A 22321-nucleotide genomic window follows, 5' to 3' on the forward strand; every position below is an offset into this window, starting at 1 on the left:
ATCATGGCACAACAAAAACATGACGACGTGAACGAACCGTCACGTCGCCGTTTACTCAAAGGTATCGGCGTGCTGGGAGGCGCGCTGGCATTCAGCGGCGGGTGTCCGGTCGCTCATGCGGCAAAACCGCAGAGCGCGCCAGGCACCGTGTCGCCGGATGCGCGTATGGAAACGCAGCCGTTTTATGGTCTCCATCAGTCCGGCGTGCTGACGCCACAACAGGCATCGATGATGCTGGTGGCGTTTGATGTCCTGGCAGGCGACAAAGCCGAACTTGAGCGGCTGTTTCGCCTGCTGACGCAGCGTATCGCCTTTCTCACCGCGGGCGGCCCGGCACCGGATACGCCGAATCCGCGCATGCCGCCGATGGATTCCGGGATCCTCGGGCCGTATATCGCCCCGGATAACCTGACGATGACCGTATCGGTGGGGGATTCGCTGTTCGATGAACGTTTTGGCCTGGCCGGAAAAGCGCCGAAAAAGCTGCAAAAGATGACGCGCTTTCCGAATGATTCTCTGGATGCCTCACTGTGTCACGGCGACCTGTTACTGCAGATTTGCGCCAACACCCAGGATACGGTGATCCATGCGCTGCGCGACATCATCAAGCACACGCCGGATCTCCTCAGCGTGCGCTGGAAGCGGGAAGGGTTTATCTCCGACCACGCGGCGCGCAGTAAAGGCAAAGAGACGCCAGTAAACCTGTTGGGCTTCAAGGATGGAACGGCAAACCCGGACAGCAGCGATACGTCGCTGATGGACAATATCGTCTGGGTGACCGCCGATCAGGGTGAACCTGCGTGGGCGGTGGGCGGCTCTTACCAGGCGGTGCGCATCATTCAGTTCCACGTTGAGTTCTGGGATCGTACGCCACTGAAAGAACAGCAGACGATTTTCGGCCGTGACAAGCAGAGCGGGGCGCCGCTGGGGATGCAGCATGAGCACGACGTGCCGGATTACAGCCGTGATCCGAACGGCGACGTGATTGCCCTCGACAGCCATATTCGCCTGGCGAACCCGCGTACGCCGGAAACGCAGTCCAGTCTGATGATGCGTCGGGGGTACAGCTACTCGCTAGGTGCGACCAATTCTGGTCAGCTCGACATGGGGCTGCTGTTTGTCTGTTATCAGCACGATCTGGAAAAAGGTTTCCTGACAGTGCAGAAAAGGCTCAACGGCGAGGCGCTGGAAGAGTACATCAAACCGATTGGCGGTGGTTTTTTCTTTGTACTGCCAGCCGCGAAAGATGAGCAGCATTATCTCGGTCAGACGTTGCTGTCTGCCTGATTTATAACCTGCCCGCAAGGGCAGGTTAAATGACAGACTGGACAACAAACGCTTCACTGGCTTATTGTTATCGCAGCGCATAATTCAATTTATAATAATTCGATATTTTTTCTGATTCCAGGTGGCTGATATATTTCTGTAATATAAATGCCAGATACTTTCCCGGACTGGACGGGACACTGAACGTTATGTTCAGGTAAAAAATATGTTGCATTAATGATAATTTGTGATGTACTTATTGACATAAGCGGTAGTTCCCGGCAGTGATGTAGTTTCACGATGGAGATCGCTAATGGTAGCGTCCTGTACTGGACAAAACAGAACAGCAACAACCCGCAATACCCAGCACGGAGCCTCAGCCTCCGGCAGCGACTTCTTCACCCCTGAATTTTCCCCATTTTCAACAGCAAACGCATTCACCAGTGTGACGCACGATGCTTCGCATCGTGCGCTTACACTATCTTCAGTAGCAAGCAATGGCTTACAAGGAAGCCAAACCTCAATCGTTCGTACGCATAGTCGTGCCGTTCAAGGCACGTGTGATGAATACCTACAACGCAAGGTGCTATCCATGGGAAGACAAAAAGCAGTGATCAAAGCTCGTCGTGAAGCAAAACGTGTGCTGAGACGAGATTCACGTAGCTATAAGCAACGTGAAGAAGAATCGGTCACATCGCTTGTGCAGATGAGTGGCGTGGAATCAATTGGCATGGCACGGGAAGGCCGTGATACTTCTCCAGTTGAAGCACGCAATGACGCTCAGGTGCACTACCTGAATGCTATCGAAAGTAAGCAACTGATCTTTGCAACCGGTGAGGCCGGATGCGGTAAAACCTGGATCAGTGCGGCGAAAGCGGCGGAGGCCCTGATACATAAGGATGTGGACAGGATCATTGTTACCCGTCCGGTCCTGCAAGCTGACGAAGATCTCGGCTTCTTACCCGGAGACATTTCCGAGAAGTTTGCACCTTATTTCCGCCCCGTTTACGACGTGCTTGTGAAGCGGTTGGGGGCATCCTTCATGCAATACTGCCTGCGACCAGAGATTGGTAAGGTGGAAATCGCGCCGTTCGCCTATATGCGTGGACGTACCTTTGAAAATGCGGTGGTGATCCTTGACGAGGCCCAGAACGTCACCGCAGCGCAAATGAAGATGTTTTTAACGCGCCTCGGGGAGAACGTGACAGTCATCGTGAACGGCGACATCACCCAGTGTGACTTGCCCTCTGGCGTCCCGTCAGGGTTAAGCGATGCGCTCGCGCGTTTCGAGGAAGACGAAATGATAGGTATCGTCCGTTTCACCAAAGACGACTGCGTACGCTCTGCACTGTGCCAGCGTACGCTGAATGCCTATAGCTAAATAACGGTTCTGTTACTGTACTCAGGGCCCGGGAAACCGGGCTTTGTTTTTTTAACGGCTAATGCGGAAAGCGCAGCCAGAACGTTGTCTGGCGCTGTTCGCATGTTACGCCGCAGCGCCCCTGATGCAGTTGCATAATACTGCGAACAATCGACAATCCCAGCCCGCTGCTGTTTTCCGAGGCGTGGCGTGCGCTGTCGGCGCGCCAGAAGCGATCAAACAGCCTTTCCTGTTGCTCCTGGGGGATAGCATCACCGTGGTTGGTCACGGTAAGCAGAACGCCATCGGCCTGGTGTCGCGCCTCAATCTGTACGTCGCTATGGCTGTCGGCGTAGCGGATCGCGTTAGCTAACAGATTGGCGACGGCACGCTGTAGCAGGTCGGCATCGGCCATGATTTTCCCAGTGACCGAAAAGCGCAGGGTGATATGTCGCTCTTCTGCCGGACCTTCAAAATAGTCTGCCAGCGGATGCAAAACTGCCTCCAGCGACAGTGGCACTTTGTTAATCGCCTGGCTGGCATTTTCCGCCCGGGCAAGAAACAACATCTTGTCGATCATGGTCGACAGGCGCACCAGCTCTTCAAAGTTGGAACCGAGTAGCGCGGTGTAATAGGCTTCGGGACGTTTTTGCGTCAGCGCAATCTCGGTTTGCCCCAGCAGATTGCTGATCGGCGTGCGAAGATCGTGGGCCATATCCGCACTGACCTGACTGAGCTGTTGAAAGCTGTTTTCCAGCCGGTCCAGCATCTGATTAAAAGCACTGATCAATGGCTGCAGTTCCGTGGGCGCGCTGCGCAGTGTGATGCGCCGTCCCAGATGGCGCACGTCAATGGCCGACGTTTCCCTGGCCAGACGTTGCAACGGCCGCAGGCTGCGGCGGGCTAAAAATGCGCTGAGGATGATCACCGCCAGTGCGGCGCACAAGGTGATAAGGACAATCTGGCGAAGGTAGTTCCCCTGGATTTGTGCCCGTTCAGTCATGAGCCTGCCGGTAATAATCTCGAGCTGACGCGGAGGCTGACCAGTGATCGCCAGCGCGGCGGCTGAGATAAAAGGGACGCCATTTTGCGTTGGCTGATGATGCACGTCTGACAGACTGAGCGGCTGGCTGGCAACCACCGGAACATGCTCTGGCAACGGGCGCTGACCGGGATTCACCTCGATCAGCGGCGGCTGACCCGGGAACCGCAGCACCAGCAGGGATTCGGTGTTGCCCAGCATGTTGGTAAACAGGTGTGGCTTCTTGCGGAGCATCTGCTGGACATCTTCATCAAGCACCAGCGTGCGGATTTGATCCAGACGATTGAGCAACGCGGTGTCGTCACGAATGCTGAGTTGCTGGCAAAGCGACTGATAGAGTGCCGTTCCCACGCCGATCAACACCACCAGAACCGCGGTCCCCATCATCAGTGATAATCGGGTGCTGATCGCCAGATTTCTCATCGCTTTTCCTCACAGCAATAACCCACGCCATGCACGGTATGAATCAGCGGAAAGGCGAAGGGCGCGTCCACTTTTTGTCGCAGGCGGCGGACGGCCACATCCACCACGTTAGTATCACTGTCAAAATTCATATCCCAGACGCGCGAAGCGATAAGCGTCCGGGTCAGTACCTGGCCGGGGTTCTGCATAAACAGCTGTAATAAATTGAATTCTTTGTTGGTCAGATCCAGGCGCACGCCTGCGCGTTCCACCCGGCGCGTACTCATATTCAGGCGCAGATCGCCGACTTCCAGTTGTTCTTCCCGCTTTGCCTGACCACCACGGCGCAGCGCGGTACGGATACGCGCCAGCAGTTCGGCAAAAGAGAACGGTTTGACCAGATAGTCATCGGCACCGAGCTCCAGCCCTTTGATTTTGTCTTCCAGAGTCCCTTTGGCGGTGAGGAAAATCACGGGCGTATCAAGCTGCTTATCCAGTTGCGCCATCACCTCCCAGCCATTCATTTGGGGCATCATTACATCCAGCAGGATAAGGTCGTAATAATATTCCTGGGCCATAAACAGCCCTTCCTGACCATCTGTCGCGACATCAACCACATAGCCGGATTCGGTCAGGCCGCTGCGCATGTACTCACGCGCCTTGGGTTCGTCTTCTATCACCAGTATTTTCACTTTGGCTCCTGGACGTGTTTCCCTGCGCAGCAGCGGTAACTCAGTTCTGCGCGATGTTAGCCGCTTGCTCGATCAGCGTGGCGACTTCATTAGGGTGCGACTGATAAACGGAATGGCTGCCATCGACTTCCACGGTATGGCTTTTGGCGCGTTTAGCGTACATACGCTGCAGATCGGGATTAATGATTTTGTCCGATTTGGCGACCATATACCAACTGGGTTTGGTTCTCCATGCCGCTTCTGTCACGACAGCAGCAAGCGAGGTTGGCGACGTGGGAATTTGCGCCTGCGCCTGGAACTGCGCCAGCTCACGCGGCAGGTCGGCAGCAAAATCACCCGGGAAGTACTGTGGATCAAGCATAACGTAGCCATCCGATGTTTTAATAAAAGGATGGGCCGTGTTGGGATATTTTTTACTGATTTCTGCCCGGTTCTCCCCGGCATCCAGCGCATGGGCGGCGATATAAACCAGACCGGTCACTTTGGGATCATTACCGGCCTGCGTAATAATCGCGCCGCCGTAGCTATGGCCGACCAGAATCACCGGGCCATCCTGGCGGTCCAGAATACGCCGGGTTGCCGTAACATCGTCGGCAAACGAGGTTAACGGTTCCTGCACCAGCGTGACCGTATAACCGTCACGACGCAAAATATCATAGACCGGTTTCCACCCCGAGCCATCAACGAAGGCGCCATGCACCAGCACAATGTTTTTTACCGGTGCGGCGTGGGCGGCGTGGCTGACGCCGATCATCATCAGCGCTGCGGCGACAATACCCATAACTGCTTTGCTTTTCAGTTTCATGCTCATTTTCTCCTCACAGGAATTGACTCTGAATGTGGGAGTGAGTGTAGCGAGAGGGTTCTGACAACAGGGTGAGTGAGTTATGACAAAAAAATGACGGAGCGGGAAGGGGAGAAATAAAAGGTTGTACTCCGATCGGGCGTTCGAATCCCCCCAGCGGAGAACATAAAAGAAAAAGCCCGTACTTTCGTACAGGCTCTTATCTAGAATATGGCGGTGAGGGGGGGATTCGAACCCCCGATACGTTGCCGTATACACACTTTCCAGGCGTGCTCCTTCAGCCACTCGGACACCTCACCATATTGTCTTGTTGCCTGACCACACAGGGGGCAACGGGGCGGTACTATAGGGAGTTGCAGGAAAACGGTCAAGCATATTTTCAGCTTTCTGTATCATTCGGTTAAGCAATAATCATTCCCCGCATCGTCCATGAGGCGGGGAACAGTTGATGCTCCCGTCCGGGAGGATTACATCTGCCCAAAACGGCCGGAATTGAAATCCTGAATCGCTTCGGCGATCTCCGCTTTGCTGTTCATGACAAACGGACCATAACCGACAATCGGTTCGTCGATGGGTTCACCAGACAGCATCAACACGCTGGCGTCTGACGAGGCGTGCAGATGCAACGAATCGCCACTCTGGCTCAATACCACCAGTTGCCCCTCATGCGCGTCTGACGTGCCGTTGACCGTCACGCTGCCTTCGAGGATCACCAGCGCTGTGCTCCAGCCTTCCGGCTGTGTCAGCGTCAGGTCATGTCCCTGATTAAGCTTCATATCCCAGACGTTCATCGGCGACCAGGTGTGTGCCGGGCCTGTCGCGCCGTCATAATGACCGGCAATCACCCGCAACGTGCCGCTGCTGTCGGGCAAAGTCACCGTCGGGATGGTCTCCTGGGTGATGCTCTGATAACCCGGTGCCGCCATTTTGTCTTTCGCGGGCAGATTAACCCACAACTGGATCATCTTCAGCTCACCGCCCTTGCGCGAGAAATCAGCAGAGTGGAACTCTTCATGCAGAATACCTGCACCCGCTGTCATCCACTGAACATCACCGGGGCCGATCACGCCGCCCTTGCCGGTAGAGTCGCGATGCTCAACTTCGCCTGCATACACCAGCGTCACTGTTTCAAACCCGCGATGCGGATGCTCACCCACGCCACGTTTCACGCCATCCGCAGGGAAGGTGTGCGGACCCGCGTAATCCAGCAGCAGGAACGGGCTGAGCTGCTTGCCATGGGACTGGTAAGAAAACAGGGAACGCACCGGAAAGCCATCACCCACCCAATGCGGACGTGGCGCGGTATAAACACCGGTAATCTGTTTCATAACACTCTCCTGCGATGTGAATTTTCGATATGAATTAGCTTACATTCAGCATTAATGGATCGGTAGATCGCAAAAATGCTCTACACTGTTCTGAAAAGGGAACAATGGAGCAAATATGCAGGATCTCAACGACTTCGCCTGGTTTGTACAGGTGGTGGATCACGGTGGATTTGCCGCCGCAGGGAGAGCGCTCGGTCAGCCGAAATCAAAACTGAGCCGTCGCATTGCGCAACTGGAAGAGCGGCTCGGCGTGCGGCTGATTCAGCGAACGACGCGCCAGTTTACGGTCACCGAATTAGGGCAAACCTTTTATCAGCACTGTAAAGCGATGATGGTGGAAGCGGAAGCCGCACAGGATGCGATTGCCGCGTTGCAGGTGGAGCCGCGTGGCACGGTTAAAATTACCTGTCCGGTGACGCTACTGCATGTGCATGTCGGCGCCATGCTAGCGAAATTTATGGTGCGCTATCCGGACGTTAAACTGCAACTGGAAGCCACTAACCGCCGTGTTGATGTGGTGGGTGAGGGCGTTGACGTGGCGATCCGCGTGCTGCCCCCGCCTTTCGATGACAGCGATCTGGTCATGCGGGTGATCGCTGATCGCGGCCAGCGTCTGGTCGCCAGCCCGGAACTGGTGGCGCGGATGGGGGAACCAGGTGCGCCTGCCGAACTCAGCAACTGGCCGGGGCTGAGCCTGAGTGAGGGCAAGCATCTGCACCGGTGGGCGCTGAACGGCCCGGAGGGCGCTCACGCCGACGTGCATTTTACCCCGCGGCTTATCACCTCCGACATGCTGGCGCTGCGCGAAGCCGCCATCGCTGGCGTGGGCATTGTGCAATTGCCGCTGCTGATGGTGCGCGATCAACTGGCCTCGGGCGAGCTGGTGGTGGTGCTGAAAGAGTGGGAACCGCGCCGGGAGGTCATTCACGCGCTGTTCCCGTCCCGCCGTGGGTTGCTGCCATCTGTCAGAGCACTGGTTGATTTTCTCACCGAAGAGTATCGCGCGATGGTGGAAGATTGAGGGAAGTGTAGTCTGTAGGTCGGGTAAGCGAAGCGCCACCCGACAAGCAAACCGCACAAAAGCCAACGGTTCGAATATTGGCACTGAGTGGCATCAGGCACCGGGGGGGATTGACTCGCTTCGCTCGCCCTGCGGGCAGCCCGCTCACTGCGTTCGCGGTCTGTCCAACGTGCTAAAGCACGTTGTCGAACCCCGGTCGGGCGTTCTCATCCCCCCTTACGGAGAACATAAAAGAGAAAGCCCGTACTTGCGTACAGGCTCTTTTCTTTAAATATGGCGGTGAGGGGGGGATTGACTCGCTTCGCTCGCCCTGCGGGCAGCCCGCTCACTGCGTTCGCGGTCTGTCCAACGTGCTAAAGCACGTTGTCGAACCCCGGTCGGGCGTTCTCATCCCCCCCTGGTGCGGCGCTACATGCAAAAAAAAAGCCCGCATTTGCATGCGAGCTCTTCTTTAAATATGGCGGTGAGGGGGGGATTGACTCGCTTCGCTCGCCCTGCGGGCAGCCCGCTCACTGCGTTCGCGGTCTGTCCAACGTGCTAAAGCACGTTGTCGAACCCCGGTCGGGCGTTCTCATCCCCCCCGGCGCGGAGTTACATGCGAAAAAAAAGCCCGCATTTGCATACGAGCTCTTCTTTAAATATGGCGGTGAGGGGGGGATTCGAACCCCCGATACGTTGCCGTATACACACTTTCCAGGCGTGCTCCTTCAGCCACTCGGACACCTCACCATATTGTCTTCCCGGCATCACCGGGACGGGCGCTAATGTAGGGAAAACCGTACCGATCGTCAACTGACTTTTCGAAAAAATCGCGCAGTTAGCTAATCTTCAGGCAACTTGCTTCTAAATCGAACCGGAAACGCTTTTTTTGTCAGCAATCGGCTTTTTAAAGGCTGCGCGAAAGAAATTTGCTATGCTGATAAACCGCGACAAAACAACCAGTAACCGCATGCGTGATTGTCATTAAACCGTAAAAGCGCGTTTATCCGTCTGGAGACACAATGAACATCATTTTCTACCATCCCACCTTTGATATTCCGTTCTGGATTTCAGAACTGGAGAAACGGCTCCCTGGCGCGAAAGTGCGCGGATGGAAAAGCGGCGATAACGGGCCTGCGGATTATGCGCTGGTCTGGCATCCGCCAGTGGAAATGCTGGAAGGACGGTCGCTGAAAGCGGTGTTTGCCCTGGGCGCGGGGGTGGATTCGATTCTGAGCCAGTTGAAAGCCCACCCGGAAATGCTGCCGGAAACCACGCCGCTGTTTCGCCTCGAAGATACCGGCATGGCGCAACAGATGCAGGAATATGCTGTCAGCCAGGTGCTGCACTGGTTCCGCCGTTTCGACGATTATCAGCAGCAAAAGTACAATGTCCACTGGCAGCCGCTGCCTGATTATCAGCGTGAAGATTTTACGGTAGGCATTCTGGGCGCGGGCGTGCTCGGCAGTAAAGTCGCGGAAAGCCTGCTTGGCTGGGGTTTCCCGGTGCGCTGCTGGAGCCGCAGCCGCAAGAACTGGCCCAACGTGACCAGCTTTGCCGGGCGAGACGAACTGGCGGATTTTCTGCGCGAAACCCGCGTGCTGATCAACCTGTTGCCCAACACTCCGGAAACGGTGGGCATTATTGATAAGACCCTGCTGGCGCAGCTCAGGGATGAGAGTTATCTGCTCAACCTGGCGCGTGGCGTGCATGTTATTGAAAACGATCTGCTGCAGGCGCTGGAGCGCGGTAAAATCAAAGGCGCGATGCTGGATGTTTTCAATCAGGAGCCGTTACCGGCGGAAAGCCCGTTGTGGAAACATCCCCGAGTGGCGATAACGCCGCATGTCGCGGCGGTCACGCGCCCTTTGCAGGCAATCGAGTTTATCTCCCGCACCATCCAGCAGCTTGAGCGGGGTGAAGCGGGTAGCAAACCAGTGGATCGTCACTCAGGTTATTGAATGCCACACCCGGCGGGTCGCGTCGGGTTTTTTACTCATAAAGTTCACGCAATCCTGTTATCCTTTGCGTAAAACAGAGAGGAGAAAGCAATGTATCCCGTCGACCTGCACATGCACACCGTCGCCAGTACCCATGCCTACAGCACCCTTCATGATTATATTGCTGAGGCCAAGCGCAAAGGGATCGCGCTGTTTGCTATCACCGATCACGGCCCTGACATGGCCGATGCGCCACACCACTGGCACTTTATCAATATGCGCATCTGGCCGCGGATGGTCGATGGGATCGGTATCCTGCGGGGTATTGAGGCAAACATTAAAAATACACAGGGTGAAATTGACTGCACCGGACCGATGCTGACGTCATTAGATCTGATCATCGCCGGTTTCCATGAACCTGTTTTTCCGCCGCAGGATAAAGCCACCCATACCGAAGCGATGATCGCCACCATGGCCAGCGGCAACGTGCATATCATCAGCCATCCGGGTAACCCGAAATTCCCGGTCGATATTCCGGCCATCGCTAAAGCGGCGGCGAAATATCAGGTGGCGCTGGAGATTAACAACTCCTCGTTTGTCGCATCTCGTATTGGCAGCGAAGACAACTGCCGCGCCATCGCCGAAGCTGTGCGCGACGCGGGTGGCTGGGTGGCGCTCGGCTCTGACTCGCACACCGCGTTTTCGCTGGGCGATTTCACTGAATGCCAGAAAATCCTCGATGCCGTCGATTTCCCGGAAGATCGCATTCTCAACGTCACGCCGCGCCGTTTCCTGAATTTCATGGAATCACGCGGGATGGCGCCGATCCCTGAATTTTCTGAACTGTAATTTGTTAACTGGAATAACTGAATGAACGAGTTTTCAATCCTCTGCCGCGTGCTGGGATCGCTGTTCTACCGTCAGCCGCAGGACCCGCTGCTGGTGCCGCTGTTTACCCTGATCCGTGAAGGCAAACTGGCGGAAAGCTGGCCGCTGGAGCAGGACGAACTGCTGGAGCGCCTGCAGAAAAGCTGCGACGGGCAGCAGATCGCCACTGACTACAACGCCCTGTTTGTTGGGGAAGAGTGCAGCGTACCGCCGTTTGCCAGCCACTGGCAGAGTGAGATCAAAGAAGCGGATGTGCGCGCGTTCTTGTCCGAACGCGGTATGCCGCTCAGCGACGCACCTGCCGATCACCTCGGCACGTTGCTGCTGGCAGCCTCCTGGCTTGAAGATCAGTCGGAAGAGGATGAAAGCGAGGCGCTGGAAACCCTGTTCGCAGATTACCTGCTGCCCTGGTGCGGCGCCTTCCTCGGCAAGCTGGAAGCGCATGCTGCGACACCGTTCTGGCGCACGATGGCGCCGCTGACCCGCGAGGCGATTTCCGCCATGTGGGATGAATTACAGGAAGAAAACGAAGGGTGATGTAAATCACGTTATCAATGTAACGTAAAATCATTGCGTGATGATAATGTGCTCACAATCACAATTGTGCGCCGCGTTTCTGCTATGATCCGCGCCATGAACATACTCTTTTCTATTGCACTGACGACAGGCATTCTCTCCGGCATCTGGGGCTGGGTGGCTGTCTCTTTAGGCTTACTGAGCTGGGCCGGTTTTCTCGGTTGCACCGCCTATTTCGCCTGTCCGCAGGGCGGACTGAAAGGGCTGTTGATCGCCACCTGTACGGTGATGAGCGGTGTTCTGTGGGCGCAGGTCATTATGTATGGCAGCGCGCTGGCGCCGCATCTGGAAATCCTCAGCTATTCCCTGACCGGTATCGTGGCGTTTCTGATGTGCATTCAGGCGAAACAACTGCTGCTGTCGTTTGTCCCTGGCACTTTCATCGGCGCAGGCGCGACGTTCGCGGGGCAGGGCGACTGGCGGGTGATCGTCCCGTCGCTGGCGCTGGGGCTGTTGTTTGGTTATGCGATGAAAAACAGCGGCCTGTGGCTGGCGTCCCGGCGGCTGAAAACGGAATCGCCCTCGTTACAGGGTGAATAAAAAAGCGTGGCCCGATGCGGTGCCACGCTTTTTTTTGCCTGCAATCAGGATTCCGGCGGAACCGACATTTCGCGGTACTTCGCCAGCACCGGATTATTCACATCGGCTTTGTTTTGCAGATCCCACAGGCTGCGGTCGATGCCATCGTTAATCAGATAGATAACTCCCGTTTCAATCGCCGACATCAGGCACAACATCACCGGTTCGTTGGCGGTGTAACCAATTTCCCCTTCCAGCAGGCGCTGATAATCAATAAAGCGGAACACCCCGGCCTGCACTTCATAAGAGAGAATGGTTTTGCTGGTGTTCACCGACGACAACACTTCGCCGGTGCTGACGTTGACCACCCGCAGGTTGACCGCGATTTGATCGAGCTGGTATTGCGTGTCGGCGCCAATCCCGAAGTAACGTGCCCCCACGCCGCCCGACTTCACATTGCTCTCGTAGCCAATAATCGAGCCTTCAATCATGATATTGGCCGCGGTCAGCGACTGCAGCGGAATGCGGTTGTTGATCGCCACCGTGCCGTTTTCCTGTGCCGCGCGAATGATTTTGCGCTCGTTCAGCAGGTTTTGCAGACCCTGGCGCTCCAGCGGTACAAACCAGCGTGAATCTTTCAGCGCAGTGACCAGCATGGCGGTGGCGCTCTGCGGTACAGCCGTCGAGAAGTTACTGGCCGGGTACGGTTTGAACTGCCCGGTTTCATCCTGAATGTTGTACACCGAAACAAAAATCTTCCCGCTGGGCATCGGTAAATGGGTTAAATCGCGATAGCTTTGCGCCCTCGGCATTAACGTCGGTTTTGCGGCTTCTTTTGGCGGGGCCGTTAAACATCCGCTCAATAAACTGACGGCCAGGAGAAGTAATAAGCGCTGCATGATAGTCGTCCTGTAATAACTGAGCGTTAGAAGTCAGTGGAATTGGTTTGTAAACCTGAAACCTCAATGGTTGAGGTTTTCCCGGTTTTACGGTCGGTGACGTTTAATTGCAGCTGGCCGTCCCGGTTGGAGATATCGATGATGAAATCATTGGTCACCATCCTTCCCGGTTTGCCGGTGTTAATATTGGTGAGCAGCCCGCCTAATATTTGCGACTGGATCGCCTGAGTGAAATTATCCAGCGCCGAAGTCGGCTCCAGGCCGTAATCGTCATAGTTCGGATCTTTATACGAGTTCTGCGCCTGCGCGCTGTTGAGCAGGAAAGCGCCATTATTCGGGTTTCCGCCAAAATTCGGGTTCCGGAACTGGAATACCATATTCCCGCCCCAACTGACGGTAGGGATCAGGATGAGTGAAATCACTGTATATGCAATACGCATGACAGCCTCCGCGTTATATTCAGTTTTTTAAAATTCGTCCTGAGCTAAATCTTTAGTGCTCAGCAACGTCTGATCGATCTGCCGGCGTTTTATCGCCTCGTCAGTCGCTGCCAGCGCCTGACCCACCGTATTTTCAAAATCGTGTTTGGTTGGAAAGAGAAACGTCTGGAAAATCACATCCTGATTAATGGCGATGGTTATCCAGCTCCCCCAGCGGGCGCTGGGTCGCTCATTAATCGTCAGATTTCCCTTGTAATCACTTTCCCACTTGTCGCTGAAGGAACGATAAAAATCATGTCCTGTCGACGAGACCGTGTGGTCGGTCAATAAGCCGGGGATTTCCACCTCAACGGCGTGCAGACTCCCGGTGACGAGCAGGAGTTCTGCTGCCACAAGCCAGGCAAAATAGCGTTTCATGGGCTCACCGCCTGAGATTATCGTTGGCCCATGAGACCGCCTGAGTGCGGTTTTTAACGGATATCTTTTTGAAAAGATTATAAAGATGTGTTTTGACCGTGTTCTCGCTGATAAACAGCGAGCGGGCGATCTCGTTGTTGGAAGCGCCAATCCGTAGCTTGTTGAGGATCTCTTTCTCACGATGGGTGAGCAGCGCGGTATCCGTCCCGTTGTAGCGGTAGTTGCCGGAATGGGTAATCAGATAACTCGCTAATTTCTGTGAGAAATAACATTCGCCGCGCAGAACGCCGTGCAATCCTTCAATCAGACGCGATTCATCTTCAGAGACATAAAATACGCCATTGATATGCGGCCAGTTTTCAATATCGCGGAAAGGATATTCATCAGGAGTATTTAACAGCAGCATCCTGATATTATTGTTTTTTCTGCCTAAGTTTTCCTGCCAGTAATGAATGAGCTTTTTATCGGCTTCCATCATATCAAATAATATAATGCTATTAGCCGAAATATCATCGAGAGATCGCTGAATATTATGCAGTTTTGTCGTTAATACCAGCGAATGCTTTAAATGCTGTAGCAGGGCAGTGGCCTGCAAAGAAGGTTTAGTGATCAACAATAATGTATGACCATGAATACTATGGACTTCATTAAACATGATGAAACCCCACTTTTTGAGCGCACCTGACAGCTGCTCACGGGAAGACCGTGAGTACCAGAAGTACTGAAAGATGCGGAACTGCTGTGTGTAGAAAGTGCCATAAACCCCGCAATGGGGGCAAAAGTAAAACTAATTGAGTACGACTAATTTCAATCTAGTCATTACCAACCTTAAAGCAAGTGTTAATCGTGTAACAGAATGTAAAACTAAATATTTAAATGTGTATTTCTGGATTTTAAACTGTTTAGATTTAATAGAAAAGTTGTACATTTCAATAATTGTGCACAAATTTACCGGACGCTGGTGTGTGCATTTATCTATTGATTTAAATGGTTTTTATTGATTTTAAAATGTGGTTCAGAGTGCAATTTATTACAAAATTCTGACAGGTTGATCGGTACACGCTCACAGCTTAAGAAAAGTCGAGCGTGGTCACGTGATGATCACGAATAACCATTTCTTACGCGATGAATAGCGTCAACTTCTCTTGACGGCAGCACCTCCGGGCGATGCGTTTTTATCTGGCAAACATCAGGAAACAGGAAGAAATAAAACGCCTCTGCCGCTTCGATTACGCTTTACTCCTCATACTTTGGGGTGAATATAAGCAATAAAATACCACTGGCGGGTGAGATATTTAAAATGTTTCTCCCGACATACTCTCCAACGTAACGCCGCGTTAACAAAAAACGCAGATCGTTTACATATTATCGGTACGTTATTATTACAACAGAACCAGGTCCAGGGCGACAACATGAAAAACAAATTGTTATTTATGGTGTTAACAATACTGGGTTCGCCTGGGTTAGTCATCGCCGCAGGTAATGATCTGGCAAATTCAGAATATAACCTCGCGGTTAATGAGTTAAGTAATCCATCTTACAATCAGGCAGCCATTATTGGTCAGCAGGGTGGTTATAATAATGCCACTATTCGCCAGAGCGGTTCAAAAGTCCTTTCCGCTATTTCACAGGAAGGGTCCGGGAATCGGGCGAGAATTGACCAGTCAGGAACCTACAACCTTGCTTATATTGCGCAGACCGGCAGTAGTAACGATGCAAATATTCAGCAAGGAGGATACGGAAATACTGCGGCCATTATCCAGCAAGGATCAGGTAATAAAGCAAATATTACGCAATATGGTACGCAAAAAACCGCAGTTGTAGTGCAACGACAGTCGCAGATGGCAATACGCGTCATTCAACGCTAGCTATTCACGGCAATTAAAATCAATCCGATGGGGGTTTACCATGAAACTTATCAAAGTAGCAGCATTCGCAGCAATTGTAGTTTCTGGCAGTGCTCTGGCAGGTCTTGTGCCGCAGTACGGTGGTGGTCATGGCGGCGGTGGCAGCACCACAGGCCCTGAGTCAACCATGAGCATCTATCAGTATGGTAGCGGCAACCTGGCGACCGCGCTGCAAAGCGATGCCCGCAACTCTGATCTGACCATCAAACAATATGGCGGCGCTAACGCAGCCGATGTGGGCCAGGGGTCTGACACCAGCACTGTCGACCTGCAGCAGAATGGCTATGCAAACAATGCCACTGTCGATCAGTGGAACAGCAAAAACTCTGAAGTCGAAGTGCGTCAGTTCGGTACCAGCAATGGTGCTCTGGTGACTCAGTCTGCTTCTGATTCCAGCGTCACTGTCCATCAGGTTGGTTACGGTAACAACGCAACGGCCAGCCAGTACTAACATCCGATATTGTCATCTGAAAAACAGGGCGCTGGCCCTGTTTTTTTCTGGAGGTGAATATGCACAGCTTGTTGCTGCTGGCGGCGCTGAGCAATCAGATTGCGTTTGATGTCGCACAGCAGGGCGATATCACTACGATCGTTCCTGTCGTTACCTTAAATCAATCCTGCGTCTGCCGCGTTCAGGTGTTGACCCTGCGGGAAGGGCAGAGCGGCACCAGCCAGATACAGCAGAGTAAGACCCTCTCTTTGCCCGCTAATCAGGCGATTGATCTGCCACTGCTTCGTATAAATTTGACCCCTGAAGACACAGTTAAAGTGGTTGTCACCGTCACCGACGGGCAGGCGCTTCATTTGTCACAGCAGTGGTTGTCATCGAACAAAACGTGACCAAAAAAATTCAGTAAATCAAGTCATTGACTCGACTGGCGGAAATACGAAAACGTTAATATGCTGTAATAAATGTTAGTGACCGTGTCATGTTGTAAACACAGTAGCTATCGTCTGGTGCAATGCTTACCGCACTCAAGGATGAGCCATACTGAAGAGGTTTGACATGAAAACATTTGTGAGCACGACGCTTCCCTTACTTCTCCTCATCTCATCCACAGCAAGCCTCGCAGCGAACACCTCGCCAGGCGGAGTGATTCACTTCCGTGGCGCCATTGTCGAAGATCCCTGCAACGTCTCGCGCACTGCGGATAACCTGGCAATCAGTTGCTATCGCGATGGCGTAACAAAAACCTCGGTCTATTCCCTCGAACAGGCTGAAAAAGGCGTTAAAGGGAATAATGCGATTGCGGCGGTGAAAATGGATTACATCAACCCGCAAAAAACCATGGCGGTGTTGCGGGTCGATTACCAGTAACCAGAAAAAAGCCCCTCCTGCAGGGGCTTTGATTAACCGGCGCTGGCCTGCGCTTTTTTCGGCGCCTGCAAAGGCTTGCCGGAAAAGAGGAAGCGCAGTAGCGGAATGCGCAAATGTATCTCATATAAAATCAATGCGCAGCCGATAACAAAGATCAGCCCGGCGAGAAAGCCCAGCGTATCAGATGTAATGAAAGGCGTGATCCACGCCCCGTAGAAAAGCGTTAAGGGATGATGTACCAGATAGATAAACAGCGAAGCGTTGACGAAGTAGGTGACGCGCGACGATTGAAAATTCAGCAGTCGATGCCCGAAAGCAAACACCACATTCACCATCCACAGCCCCAACACCATCGTAATCACCGATTCCGTCTCGTACATCCATGCATCACCGGAACCGTATTGCTGATTAAGACGATAGGCGATAAAGCCCAACGCCGCACCGACCGCGCACCACGGAGAAGGGGTGGTGAACAGCGCTTTCAGCCGCGGATTGATAAACGCCTGCGCGCCAATGATAAAGAACGGCACGTAAAACAGCGTCTGCATCACGGCGAAGTTGAACAGGCCGTCGCTCAGAATGGGCGGATACAGGATAAACAACGTGCGGCGGATCGCGGCATACAGCACACCGAGCGCCAGAAACAGCAGTGTCAGTTGCCAGAGCGTCACATGTTCGAAGAAACGTTTACGGGTGCGGGTCTGGCGACGTCTCAGCCAGCGGAACACCACGATGCTTATGGTTGTCAGCACCACCAGCACCAGCAGGAACCACAGGTGCGAAATCAACTCCCACACCAGCGTGTTGTACTTGTCATACAGCGACAGGTCCTGCCAGCTGTCGGTTTTGCCCTTCACGTACTGCAGCATAATAAACTGCGGCAGCGTCAGCAGCGGAATGGCGGTCAGCAACGGGATGCCGACGCGCTCCACGCGCACCTTCCACCATTTTTTAAGCGGATAGCGCAAAAACAGCATGTAGGAAAAGTAGCCAGAGATGACGAAAAAGACCTGCATGCGGAACGAATGAATGAAATCATTGAACAGCGTCAACCACCATGATGGCTCCACGCTGTTCACGTGCCAGGCATGGCTTGAGTAGATCAACGATATGTGAAAAGGAATCCCTAATAACATCAGCCATGCACGGATAGAATCAAGGAAATATTCACGTTGTGGCGGTACTTTATTCATAGACTTACATACAATCTCAGACTTTTCGTCTTATCGCGAGTGGCGATAACGTTTAAATTCGGCAGCAACCCTACACGATGTCCGGGAACCTGTCTCCAGGATAAGCACGCAAAGTACAAAAAGGCAGCGGATCAGTCACTAATCCATGAGCCGGCGTGTTGAACATGACTGGGATTCAGTTGTCGGATTGCTTGAGTTTCCATTAAAATAGATCGGATCGATTTAAGCACACAAAGGGGGAAGTGCTTACTTATATGAAACATAAACCACAGATGATGAAACTGCGCTGGATTGGCGCAGCCGTAATGTTATCCCTGTGTACTTCATCTGCATGGGCATTTAGTATTGATGACGTTGCAAAGCAGGCAAAATCACTCGCTGGCAAAGGCTACGAGGCACCAAAAAGCAACCTGCCCTCCGCATTCCGCGATATGAAATACGCGGACTATCAAAAGATCCAGTTCAACCACGATAAAGCCTACTGGAGCAACATCAAAACCCCGTTCAAATTAGAGTTCTACCATCAGGGGATGTACTTCGACACGCCGGTTACCATCAACGAAGTGACGGCCACCGCCGTGCGTAAAATTAAATATAGCCCGGATTACTTCAATTTTGGCGATGTCCCGCACGATAAAGACACGGTCAAGGATCTGGGCTTTGCTGGTTTCAAAATCCTCTATCCGATCAACAGCAAAGATAAGAACGATGAGATCGTCAGCATGCTCGGCGCCAGCTATTTCCGGGTGATCGGTCAGGGGCAGGTTTATGGTTTATCCGCACGCGGGCTGGCTATTGATACCGCGCTGCCATCAGGTGAAGAGTTCCCGCGTTTTCGCGAGTTCTGGGTTGAACGTCCGAAACCAACTGATAAACGCCTGACGATTTATGCCCTGCTGGATTCTCCTCGCGCCGCGGGCGCTTACCGTTTTGTGGTGATCCCGGGCCGCGATACCGTGGTTGACGTGCAGTCTAAAATCTATCTGCGCGACAAAGTGGGTAAACTCGGCGTTGCGCCGCTGACCAGTATGTTCCTGTACGGGCCAAACCAGCCGTCGCCGACGACCAACTATCGCCCGGAAATGCATGATTCCAACGGTCTTTCCATTCACGCCGGTAATGGCGAATGGATCTGGCGTCCGGTCAACAACCCGAAACACCTCGCCGTCAGCAGTTACGAAACCGAAAACCCGCTGGGCTTTGGTCTGCTGCAGCGTGGCCGTCAGTTCTCGCGTTTCGAAGATCTGGACGACCGCTACGACCTGCGCCCGAGCGCGTGGATCACACCGAAAGGGGACTGGGGCAAAGGTAAAATCGAACTGGTTGAAATTCCGACCAACGATGAAACCAACGACAACATCGTCGCCTACTGGACGCCTGAGCAACTGCCTGAGGCGGGCAAGGAGATGAACTATAAATACACCATCACCTTCAGCCGTGACGAAGATAAGCTGCACGCACCGGATAATGCGTTTGTGATGCAAACCCGCCGCTCTACGGGCGACGTGAAACAGGCGAACCTGATCCGTCAGCCGGATGGCACCATCGCTTTCATGGTTGATTTCACGGGCGCCGACATGAAAAAACTGCCGCAGGATACCCCGGTAACCGCGCAGACCAGCATTGGCGACAATGGTGAAATCGTTGAAAACAGCGTTCGCTATAATCCGCTTACCAAAGGCTGGCGCCTCATGCTGCGCGTCAAAGTGAAAGATGCCAAGAAAACCACGGACATGCGCGCCGCGCTGGTCAATGCCGATCAGACGCTGAGCGAAACCTGGAGCTATCAGCTGCCTGCCAATGAATAAGACAACGAAGTACATTGACGCTCTGCCACTTTCAGAGGCTGAAAAAGCCGCGCTGCCTGACACGGATCTCCGTGCCATTCACGAAGCGCTGGATGCCGACCACCGGACGTTTGCGCGTGACGACGACACGCCCTTAGCGTCGGTGAAAGCGCGTCTCGAACACAGCTGGCCGGACTCTTTGGCGAAAGGTCAGTTTATCAAAGACGATGAAGGTCGCGATCAACTGCAGGCGATGCCGGAAGCGAAACGTTCCTCCATGTTCCCCGACCCGTGGCGCACCAACCCGATTGGGCGTTTCTGGGACCGGCTGCGTGGCCGCGACGTTACCCCCCGCTATCTGGCGCGTCTGACCAAAGAAGAGCAGGCGCGTGAGCAGAAGTGGCGTATGGTCGGCTCGATTCGCCGCTATATTCTGCTGCTGTTAACGCTGGCGCAGACGGTGGTTGCCACCTGGTATATGAAAACCATCCTGCCTTATCAGGGCTGGGCGCTGATTAACCCGGCGGATATGGTCGGTCAGGACTTGTGGGTCTCCTTTATGCAGCTTCTGCCGTATGTGCTGCAAACCGGGATCCTCATCCTCTTCGCCGTGCTGTTCTGCTGGGTGTCGGCGGGTTTCTGGACCGCGCTGATGGGCTTTTTGCAATTGCTCATCGGCAAAGACAAATACAGTATTTCCGCCTCCACGACCGGCAATGAACCGATTAACCCGGAACATCGCACCGCGCTTATCATGCCTATCTGTAACGAGGACGTGAACCGCGTCTTTGCCGGGCTGCGTGCGACCTGGGAATCGGTAAAAGCCACGGGGCAGTCACAGCATTTCGACGTTTACATCCTGAGCGACAGCTACAACCCCGATATCTGCGTGGCTGAGCAAAAAGCGTGGATGGAACTGATCGCCGAAGTGCAGGGCGAAGGGCAGATCTTCTATCGTCGCCGTCGCCGTCGCGTGAAACGCAAAAGCGGTAACATCGACGATTTCTGCCGCCGCTGGGGCAGCCAGTACAGCTACATGGTGGTGCTGGACGCCGACTCCGTAATGAGCGGCGAGTGCCTGACCGGGCTGGTGCGTCTGATGGAAGCGAACCCGAATGCCGGGATCATCCAGTCCTCGCCGAAAGCCTCCGGGATGGACACGCTCTATGCGCGCTGTCAGCAATTTGCCACTCGCGTTTACGGCCCGCTGTTCACCGCCGGTCTGCATTTCTGGCAACTGGGGGAATCCCACTACTGGGGCCACAACGCCATCATCCGCGTGAAGCCGTTCATCGAGCACTGTGCGCTGGCGCCGCTGCCGGGTGAGGGTAACTTTGCCGGCTCCATCCTGTCGCACGACTTTGTGGAAGCCGCGCTGATGCGCCGTGCTGGCTGGGGCGTGTGGATTGCCTACGATCTTCCGGGGTCGTATGAAGAGCTGCCGCCGAACCTGCTGGATGAACTCAAACGTGACCGCCGCTGGTGCCAGGGTAACCTGATGAACTTCCGCCTGTTCCTGGTGAAAGGGATGCATCCGGTACATCGTGCGGTGTTCCTGACGGGCGTTATGTCCTATCTCTCCGCGCCGTTGTGGTTTATGTTCCTCGCGCTGTCGACGGCCCTGCAGGTAGTGCACGCGCTGACCGAACCGCAATACTTCCTGCAACCGCGGCAACTGTTCCCGGTCTGGCCGCAGTGGCGACCAGAACTGGCGATTGCGCTGTTTGCCTCCACCATGGTGCTGCTGTTCCTGCCGAAGCTGCTCAGTATCATTCTGGTGTGGTGTAAAGGCTCGAAAGAGTATGGCGGCTTCTTCCGCGTGACGATTTCTCTGCTGCTGGAAGTGCTGTTCTCGGTACTGCTGGCGCCAGTGCGCATGCTGTTCCACACGGTGTTTGTGGTCAGCGCGTTCCTCGGCTGGGAAGTGGTCTGGAACTCGCCGCAGCGTGATGATGACTCCACCCCGTGGGGCGAAGCCTTCATGCGTCATGGCTCTCAGTTGGTGCTTGGTCTGGTGTGGGCCGTGGGGATGGCATGGCTCGATCTGCGCTTCCTGTTCTGGCTGGCGCCGATCGTCTTCTCGCTGATCCTGTCGCCGTTTGTCTCTGTGCTTTCCAGCCGCGCCACGATCGGTCTGCGCAGCAAGCGCTGGAAACTGTTCCTGATCCCGGAAGAGTATTCTCCGCCGCAGGTGCTGGAAGATACCGACAAATATCTGGTGCTCAACCGTGGGCGTGAACTGGAGCATGGCTTTATGCAGGCGGTGTTCAGTCCGGCGTTCAACGCGCTGGCGACGGCGATGGCCACCGCGCGTCACCGTGAAAGTCATGTGCTGGAGATTGCCCGCGACCGTCACGTTGAGCAGGCGTTGAACGAAACGCCGGATAAACTTAATCGCGACCGTCGTCTGGTGCTGTTGAGTGACCCGGTGACGCTGTCGCGCCTGCACTATCGTGTGTGGGCCGCGCCGGAAAAATATTCGTCCTGGGTAAGCTATTATCAACAGTTAGGGCTGGACCCGCTGGCGGTGAAAGTGCAGTAA

The 22321-nt window shown here is 54.2% G+C and carries 22 protein-coding genes, 2 tRNA genes and 1 other RNA gene; 13 read left to right on the forward strand and 12 right to left on the reverse strand.

Annotated features, from left to right (window positions below; translation table 11 throughout):
• Positions 1-3 precede the first annotated feature (3 nt).
• Together efeB and phoH are read left to right on the forward strand one after the other, a co-directional pair.
• Positions 4-1287, forward strand: a complete 1284-nt coding sequence (gene efeB / locus AOY23_RS05845) for an iron uptake transporter deferrochelatase/peroxidase subunit (RefSeq protein ID WP_054178732.1) — start codon at positions 4-6, stop codon at positions 1285-1287.
• Between the two features lie 571 nt (positions 1288-1858).
• A complete protein-coding gene (gene phoH / locus AOY23_RS05850) occupies positions 1859-2647 on the forward strand; it encodes a phosphate starvation-inducible protein PhoH (RefSeq protein ID WP_054178731.1) in 789 nt (262 codons plus the stop codon).
• A 58-nt stretch (positions 2648-2705) separates the two neighbouring features.
• Here phoH and AOY23_RS05855 read toward each other — a convergent pair whose 3' ends face one another.
• The 5 genes from AOY23_RS05855 to AOY23_RS05875 all read right to left on the reverse strand — a co-directional run bounded on the left by AOY23_RS05855 (position 2706) and on the right by AOY23_RS05875 (position 6895).
• On the reverse strand, positions 2706-4091 hold the full coding sequence (locus AOY23_RS05855; protein WP_054178730.1) for a heavy metal sensor histidine kinase: 1386 nt from the start codon (positions 4089-4091) through the stop codon (positions 2706-2708).
• Positions 4088-4762: a heavy metal response regulator transcription factor gene (locus tag AOY23_RS05860; protein ID WP_054178729.1), complete on the reverse strand. Its 675-nt coding sequence runs from the start codon at positions 4760-4762 to the stop codon at positions 4088-4090. The genes AOY23_RS05855 and AOY23_RS05860 overlap by 4 nt, the downstream gene beginning before the upstream one ends.
• Before the next feature lie 40 nt (positions 4763-4802).
• Positions 4803-5543: an alpha/beta hydrolase gene (locus AOY23_RS05865; RefSeq protein ID WP_407830002.1), complete on the reverse strand. Its 741-nt coding sequence runs from the start codon at positions 5541-5543 to the stop codon at positions 4803-4805.
• A 235-nt stretch (positions 5544-5778) separates the two neighbouring features.
• Positions 5779-5866: transfer RNA gene (locus AOY23_RS05870), tRNA-Ser, on the reverse strand.
• 168 nt (positions 5867-6034) lie between these two features.
• Complete coding sequence (locus AOY23_RS05875; RefSeq protein ID WP_054178727.1) at positions 6035-6895, reverse strand: pirin family protein; 861 nt, start codon at positions 6893-6895, stop codon at positions 6035-6037.
• A gap of 115 nt (positions 6896-7010) precedes the next feature.
• Here AOY23_RS05875 and AOY23_RS05880 point away from each other — a divergent pair, with 115 nt between their 5' ends.
• Positions 7011-7916: a LysR family transcriptional regulator gene (locus AOY23_RS05880; protein ID WP_054178726.1), complete on the forward strand. Its 906-nt coding sequence runs from the start codon at positions 7011-7013 to the stop codon at positions 7914-7916.
• Between the two features lie 458 nt (positions 7917-8374).
• Here AOY23_RS05880 and AOY23_RS21590 read toward each other — a convergent pair.
• Positions 8375-8512, reverse strand: a non-coding RNA gene (locus AOY23_RS21590) — RtT sRNA.
• 45 nt (positions 8513-8557) lie between these two features.
• Positions 8558-8645: transfer RNA gene (locus AOY23_RS05885), tRNA-Ser, on the reverse strand.
• Between the two features lie 272 nt (positions 8646-8917).
• Here AOY23_RS05885 and ghrA point away from each other — a divergent pair.
• The 4 genes from ghrA to AOY23_RS05905 all read left to right on the forward strand — a co-directional run bounded on the left by ghrA (position 8918) and on the right by AOY23_RS05905 (position 11839).
• A complete protein-coding gene (gene ghrA, locus AOY23_RS05890; RefSeq protein WP_054178725.1) occupies positions 8918-9856 on the forward strand; it encodes a glyoxylate/hydroxypyruvate reductase GhrA in 939 nt (312 codons plus the stop codon).
• A gap of 90 nt (positions 9857-9946) precedes the next feature.
• Positions 9947-10684: a phosphatase gene (locus tag AOY23_RS05895; RefSeq protein WP_054178724.1), complete on the forward strand. Its 738-nt coding sequence runs from the start codon at positions 9947-9949 to the stop codon at positions 10682-10684.
• Positions 10685-10705: 21 nt separating this feature from the next.
• A complete protein-coding gene (locus tag AOY23_RS05900; protein ID WP_054178723.1) occupies positions 10706-11260 on the forward strand; it encodes a TorD/DmsD family molecular chaperone in 555 nt (184 codons plus the stop codon).
• A 96-nt stretch (positions 11261-11356) separates the two neighbouring features.
• Complete coding sequence (locus AOY23_RS05905; protein ID WP_152958451.1) at positions 11357-11839, forward strand: DUF1097 domain-containing protein; 483 nt, start codon at positions 11357-11359, stop codon at positions 11837-11839.
• A 44-nt stretch (positions 11840-11883) separates the two neighbouring features.
• Here the strand turns inward: AOY23_RS05905 and csgG are convergent, their stop codons facing one another.
• Genes csgG through csgD form a run of 4 tightly spaced genes read right to left on the reverse strand, consistent with a single transcriptional unit; the run spans position 11884 to position 14229 of the window.
• Positions 11884-12717 (reverse strand): curli production assembly/transport protein CsgG, encoded by an 834-nt coding sequence (gene csgG, locus AOY23_RS05910; RefSeq protein WP_054178721.1) that lies wholly within the window; start codon positions 12715-12717, stop codon positions 11884-11886.
• A 26-nt stretch (positions 12718-12743) separates the two neighbouring features.
• Complete coding sequence (gene csgF / locus AOY23_RS05915; protein WP_054178720.1) at positions 12744-13157, reverse strand: curli production assembly/transport protein CsgF; 414 nt, start codon at positions 13155-13157, stop codon at positions 12744-12746.
• A 27-nt stretch (positions 13158-13184) separates the two neighbouring features.
• On the reverse strand, positions 13185-13574 hold the full coding sequence (gene csgE / locus AOY23_RS05920) for a curli production assembly/transport protein CsgE (protein WP_054178719.1): 390 nt from the start codon (positions 13572-13574) through the stop codon (positions 13185-13187).
• Positions 13575-13578: 4 nt separating this feature from the next.
• Positions 13579-14229, reverse strand: a complete 651-nt coding sequence (gene csgD / locus AOY23_RS05925; RefSeq protein ID WP_054178718.1) for a biofilm master transcriptional regulator CsgD — start codon at positions 14227-14229, stop codon at positions 13579-13581.
• A gap of 757 nt (positions 14230-14986) precedes the next feature.
• Between csgD and csgB the strand changes: the two genes are divergently transcribed.
• From csgB to AOY23_RS05945, 4 genes are all read left to right on the forward strand, one after another.
• Positions 14987-15442 (forward strand): curli minor subunit CsgB, encoded by a 456-nt coding sequence (gene csgB, locus AOY23_RS05930; protein ID WP_054178717.1) that lies wholly within the window; start codon positions 14987-14989, stop codon positions 15440-15442.
• A gap of 40 nt (positions 15443-15482) precedes the next feature.
• Entirely contained in the window at positions 15483-15932 is a 450-nt protein-coding gene (gene csgA, locus AOY23_RS05935) for a curli major subunit CsgA (RefSeq protein ID WP_054178716.1), read from the forward strand.
• Between the two features lie 59 nt (positions 15933-15991).
• Complete coding sequence (gene csgC / locus AOY23_RS05940) at positions 15992-16321, forward strand: curli assembly chaperone CsgC (protein ID WP_054178715.1); 330 nt, start codon at positions 15992-15994, stop codon at positions 16319-16321.
• 166 nt (positions 16322-16487) lie between these two features.
• Positions 16488-16799 carry a hypothetical protein gene (locus tag AOY23_RS05945; protein WP_072170932.1) on the forward strand — a complete coding sequence of 104 codons (312 nt, stop codon included), beginning with the start codon at positions 16488-16490 and terminating at the stop codon, positions 16797-16799.
• Between the two features lie 32 nt (positions 16800-16831).
• Here AOY23_RS05945 and mdoC read toward each other — a convergent pair whose 3' ends face one another.
• Complete coding sequence (mdoC, locus tag AOY23_RS05950; protein ID WP_054178713.1) at positions 16832-17992, reverse strand: glucans biosynthesis protein MdoC; 1161 nt, start codon at positions 17990-17992, stop codon at positions 16832-16834.
• Positions 17993-18246: 254 nt separating this feature from the next.
• Here mdoC and mdoG point away from each other — a divergent pair, with 254 nt between their 5' ends.
• Together mdoG and mdoH are read left to right on the forward strand one after the other, a co-directional pair.
• Entirely contained in the window at positions 18247-19800 is a 1554-nt protein-coding gene (mdoG, locus tag AOY23_RS05955; protein WP_054178712.1) for a glucans biosynthesis protein MdoG, read from the forward strand.
• Positions 19793-22321, forward strand: coding sequence for a glucans biosynthesis glucosyltransferase MdoH (gene mdoH / locus AOY23_RS05960; RefSeq protein WP_054178711.1), 2529 nt, complete (start codon positions 19793-19795; stop codon positions 22319-22321). The genes mdoG and mdoH overlap by 8 nt, the downstream gene beginning before the upstream one ends.

This window comes from Trabulsiella odontotermitis (genome assembly GCF_001297775.1).
Lineage (GTDB): Bacteria > Pseudomonadota > Gammaproteobacteria > Enterobacterales > Enterobacteriaceae > Trabulsiella > Trabulsiella odontotermitis.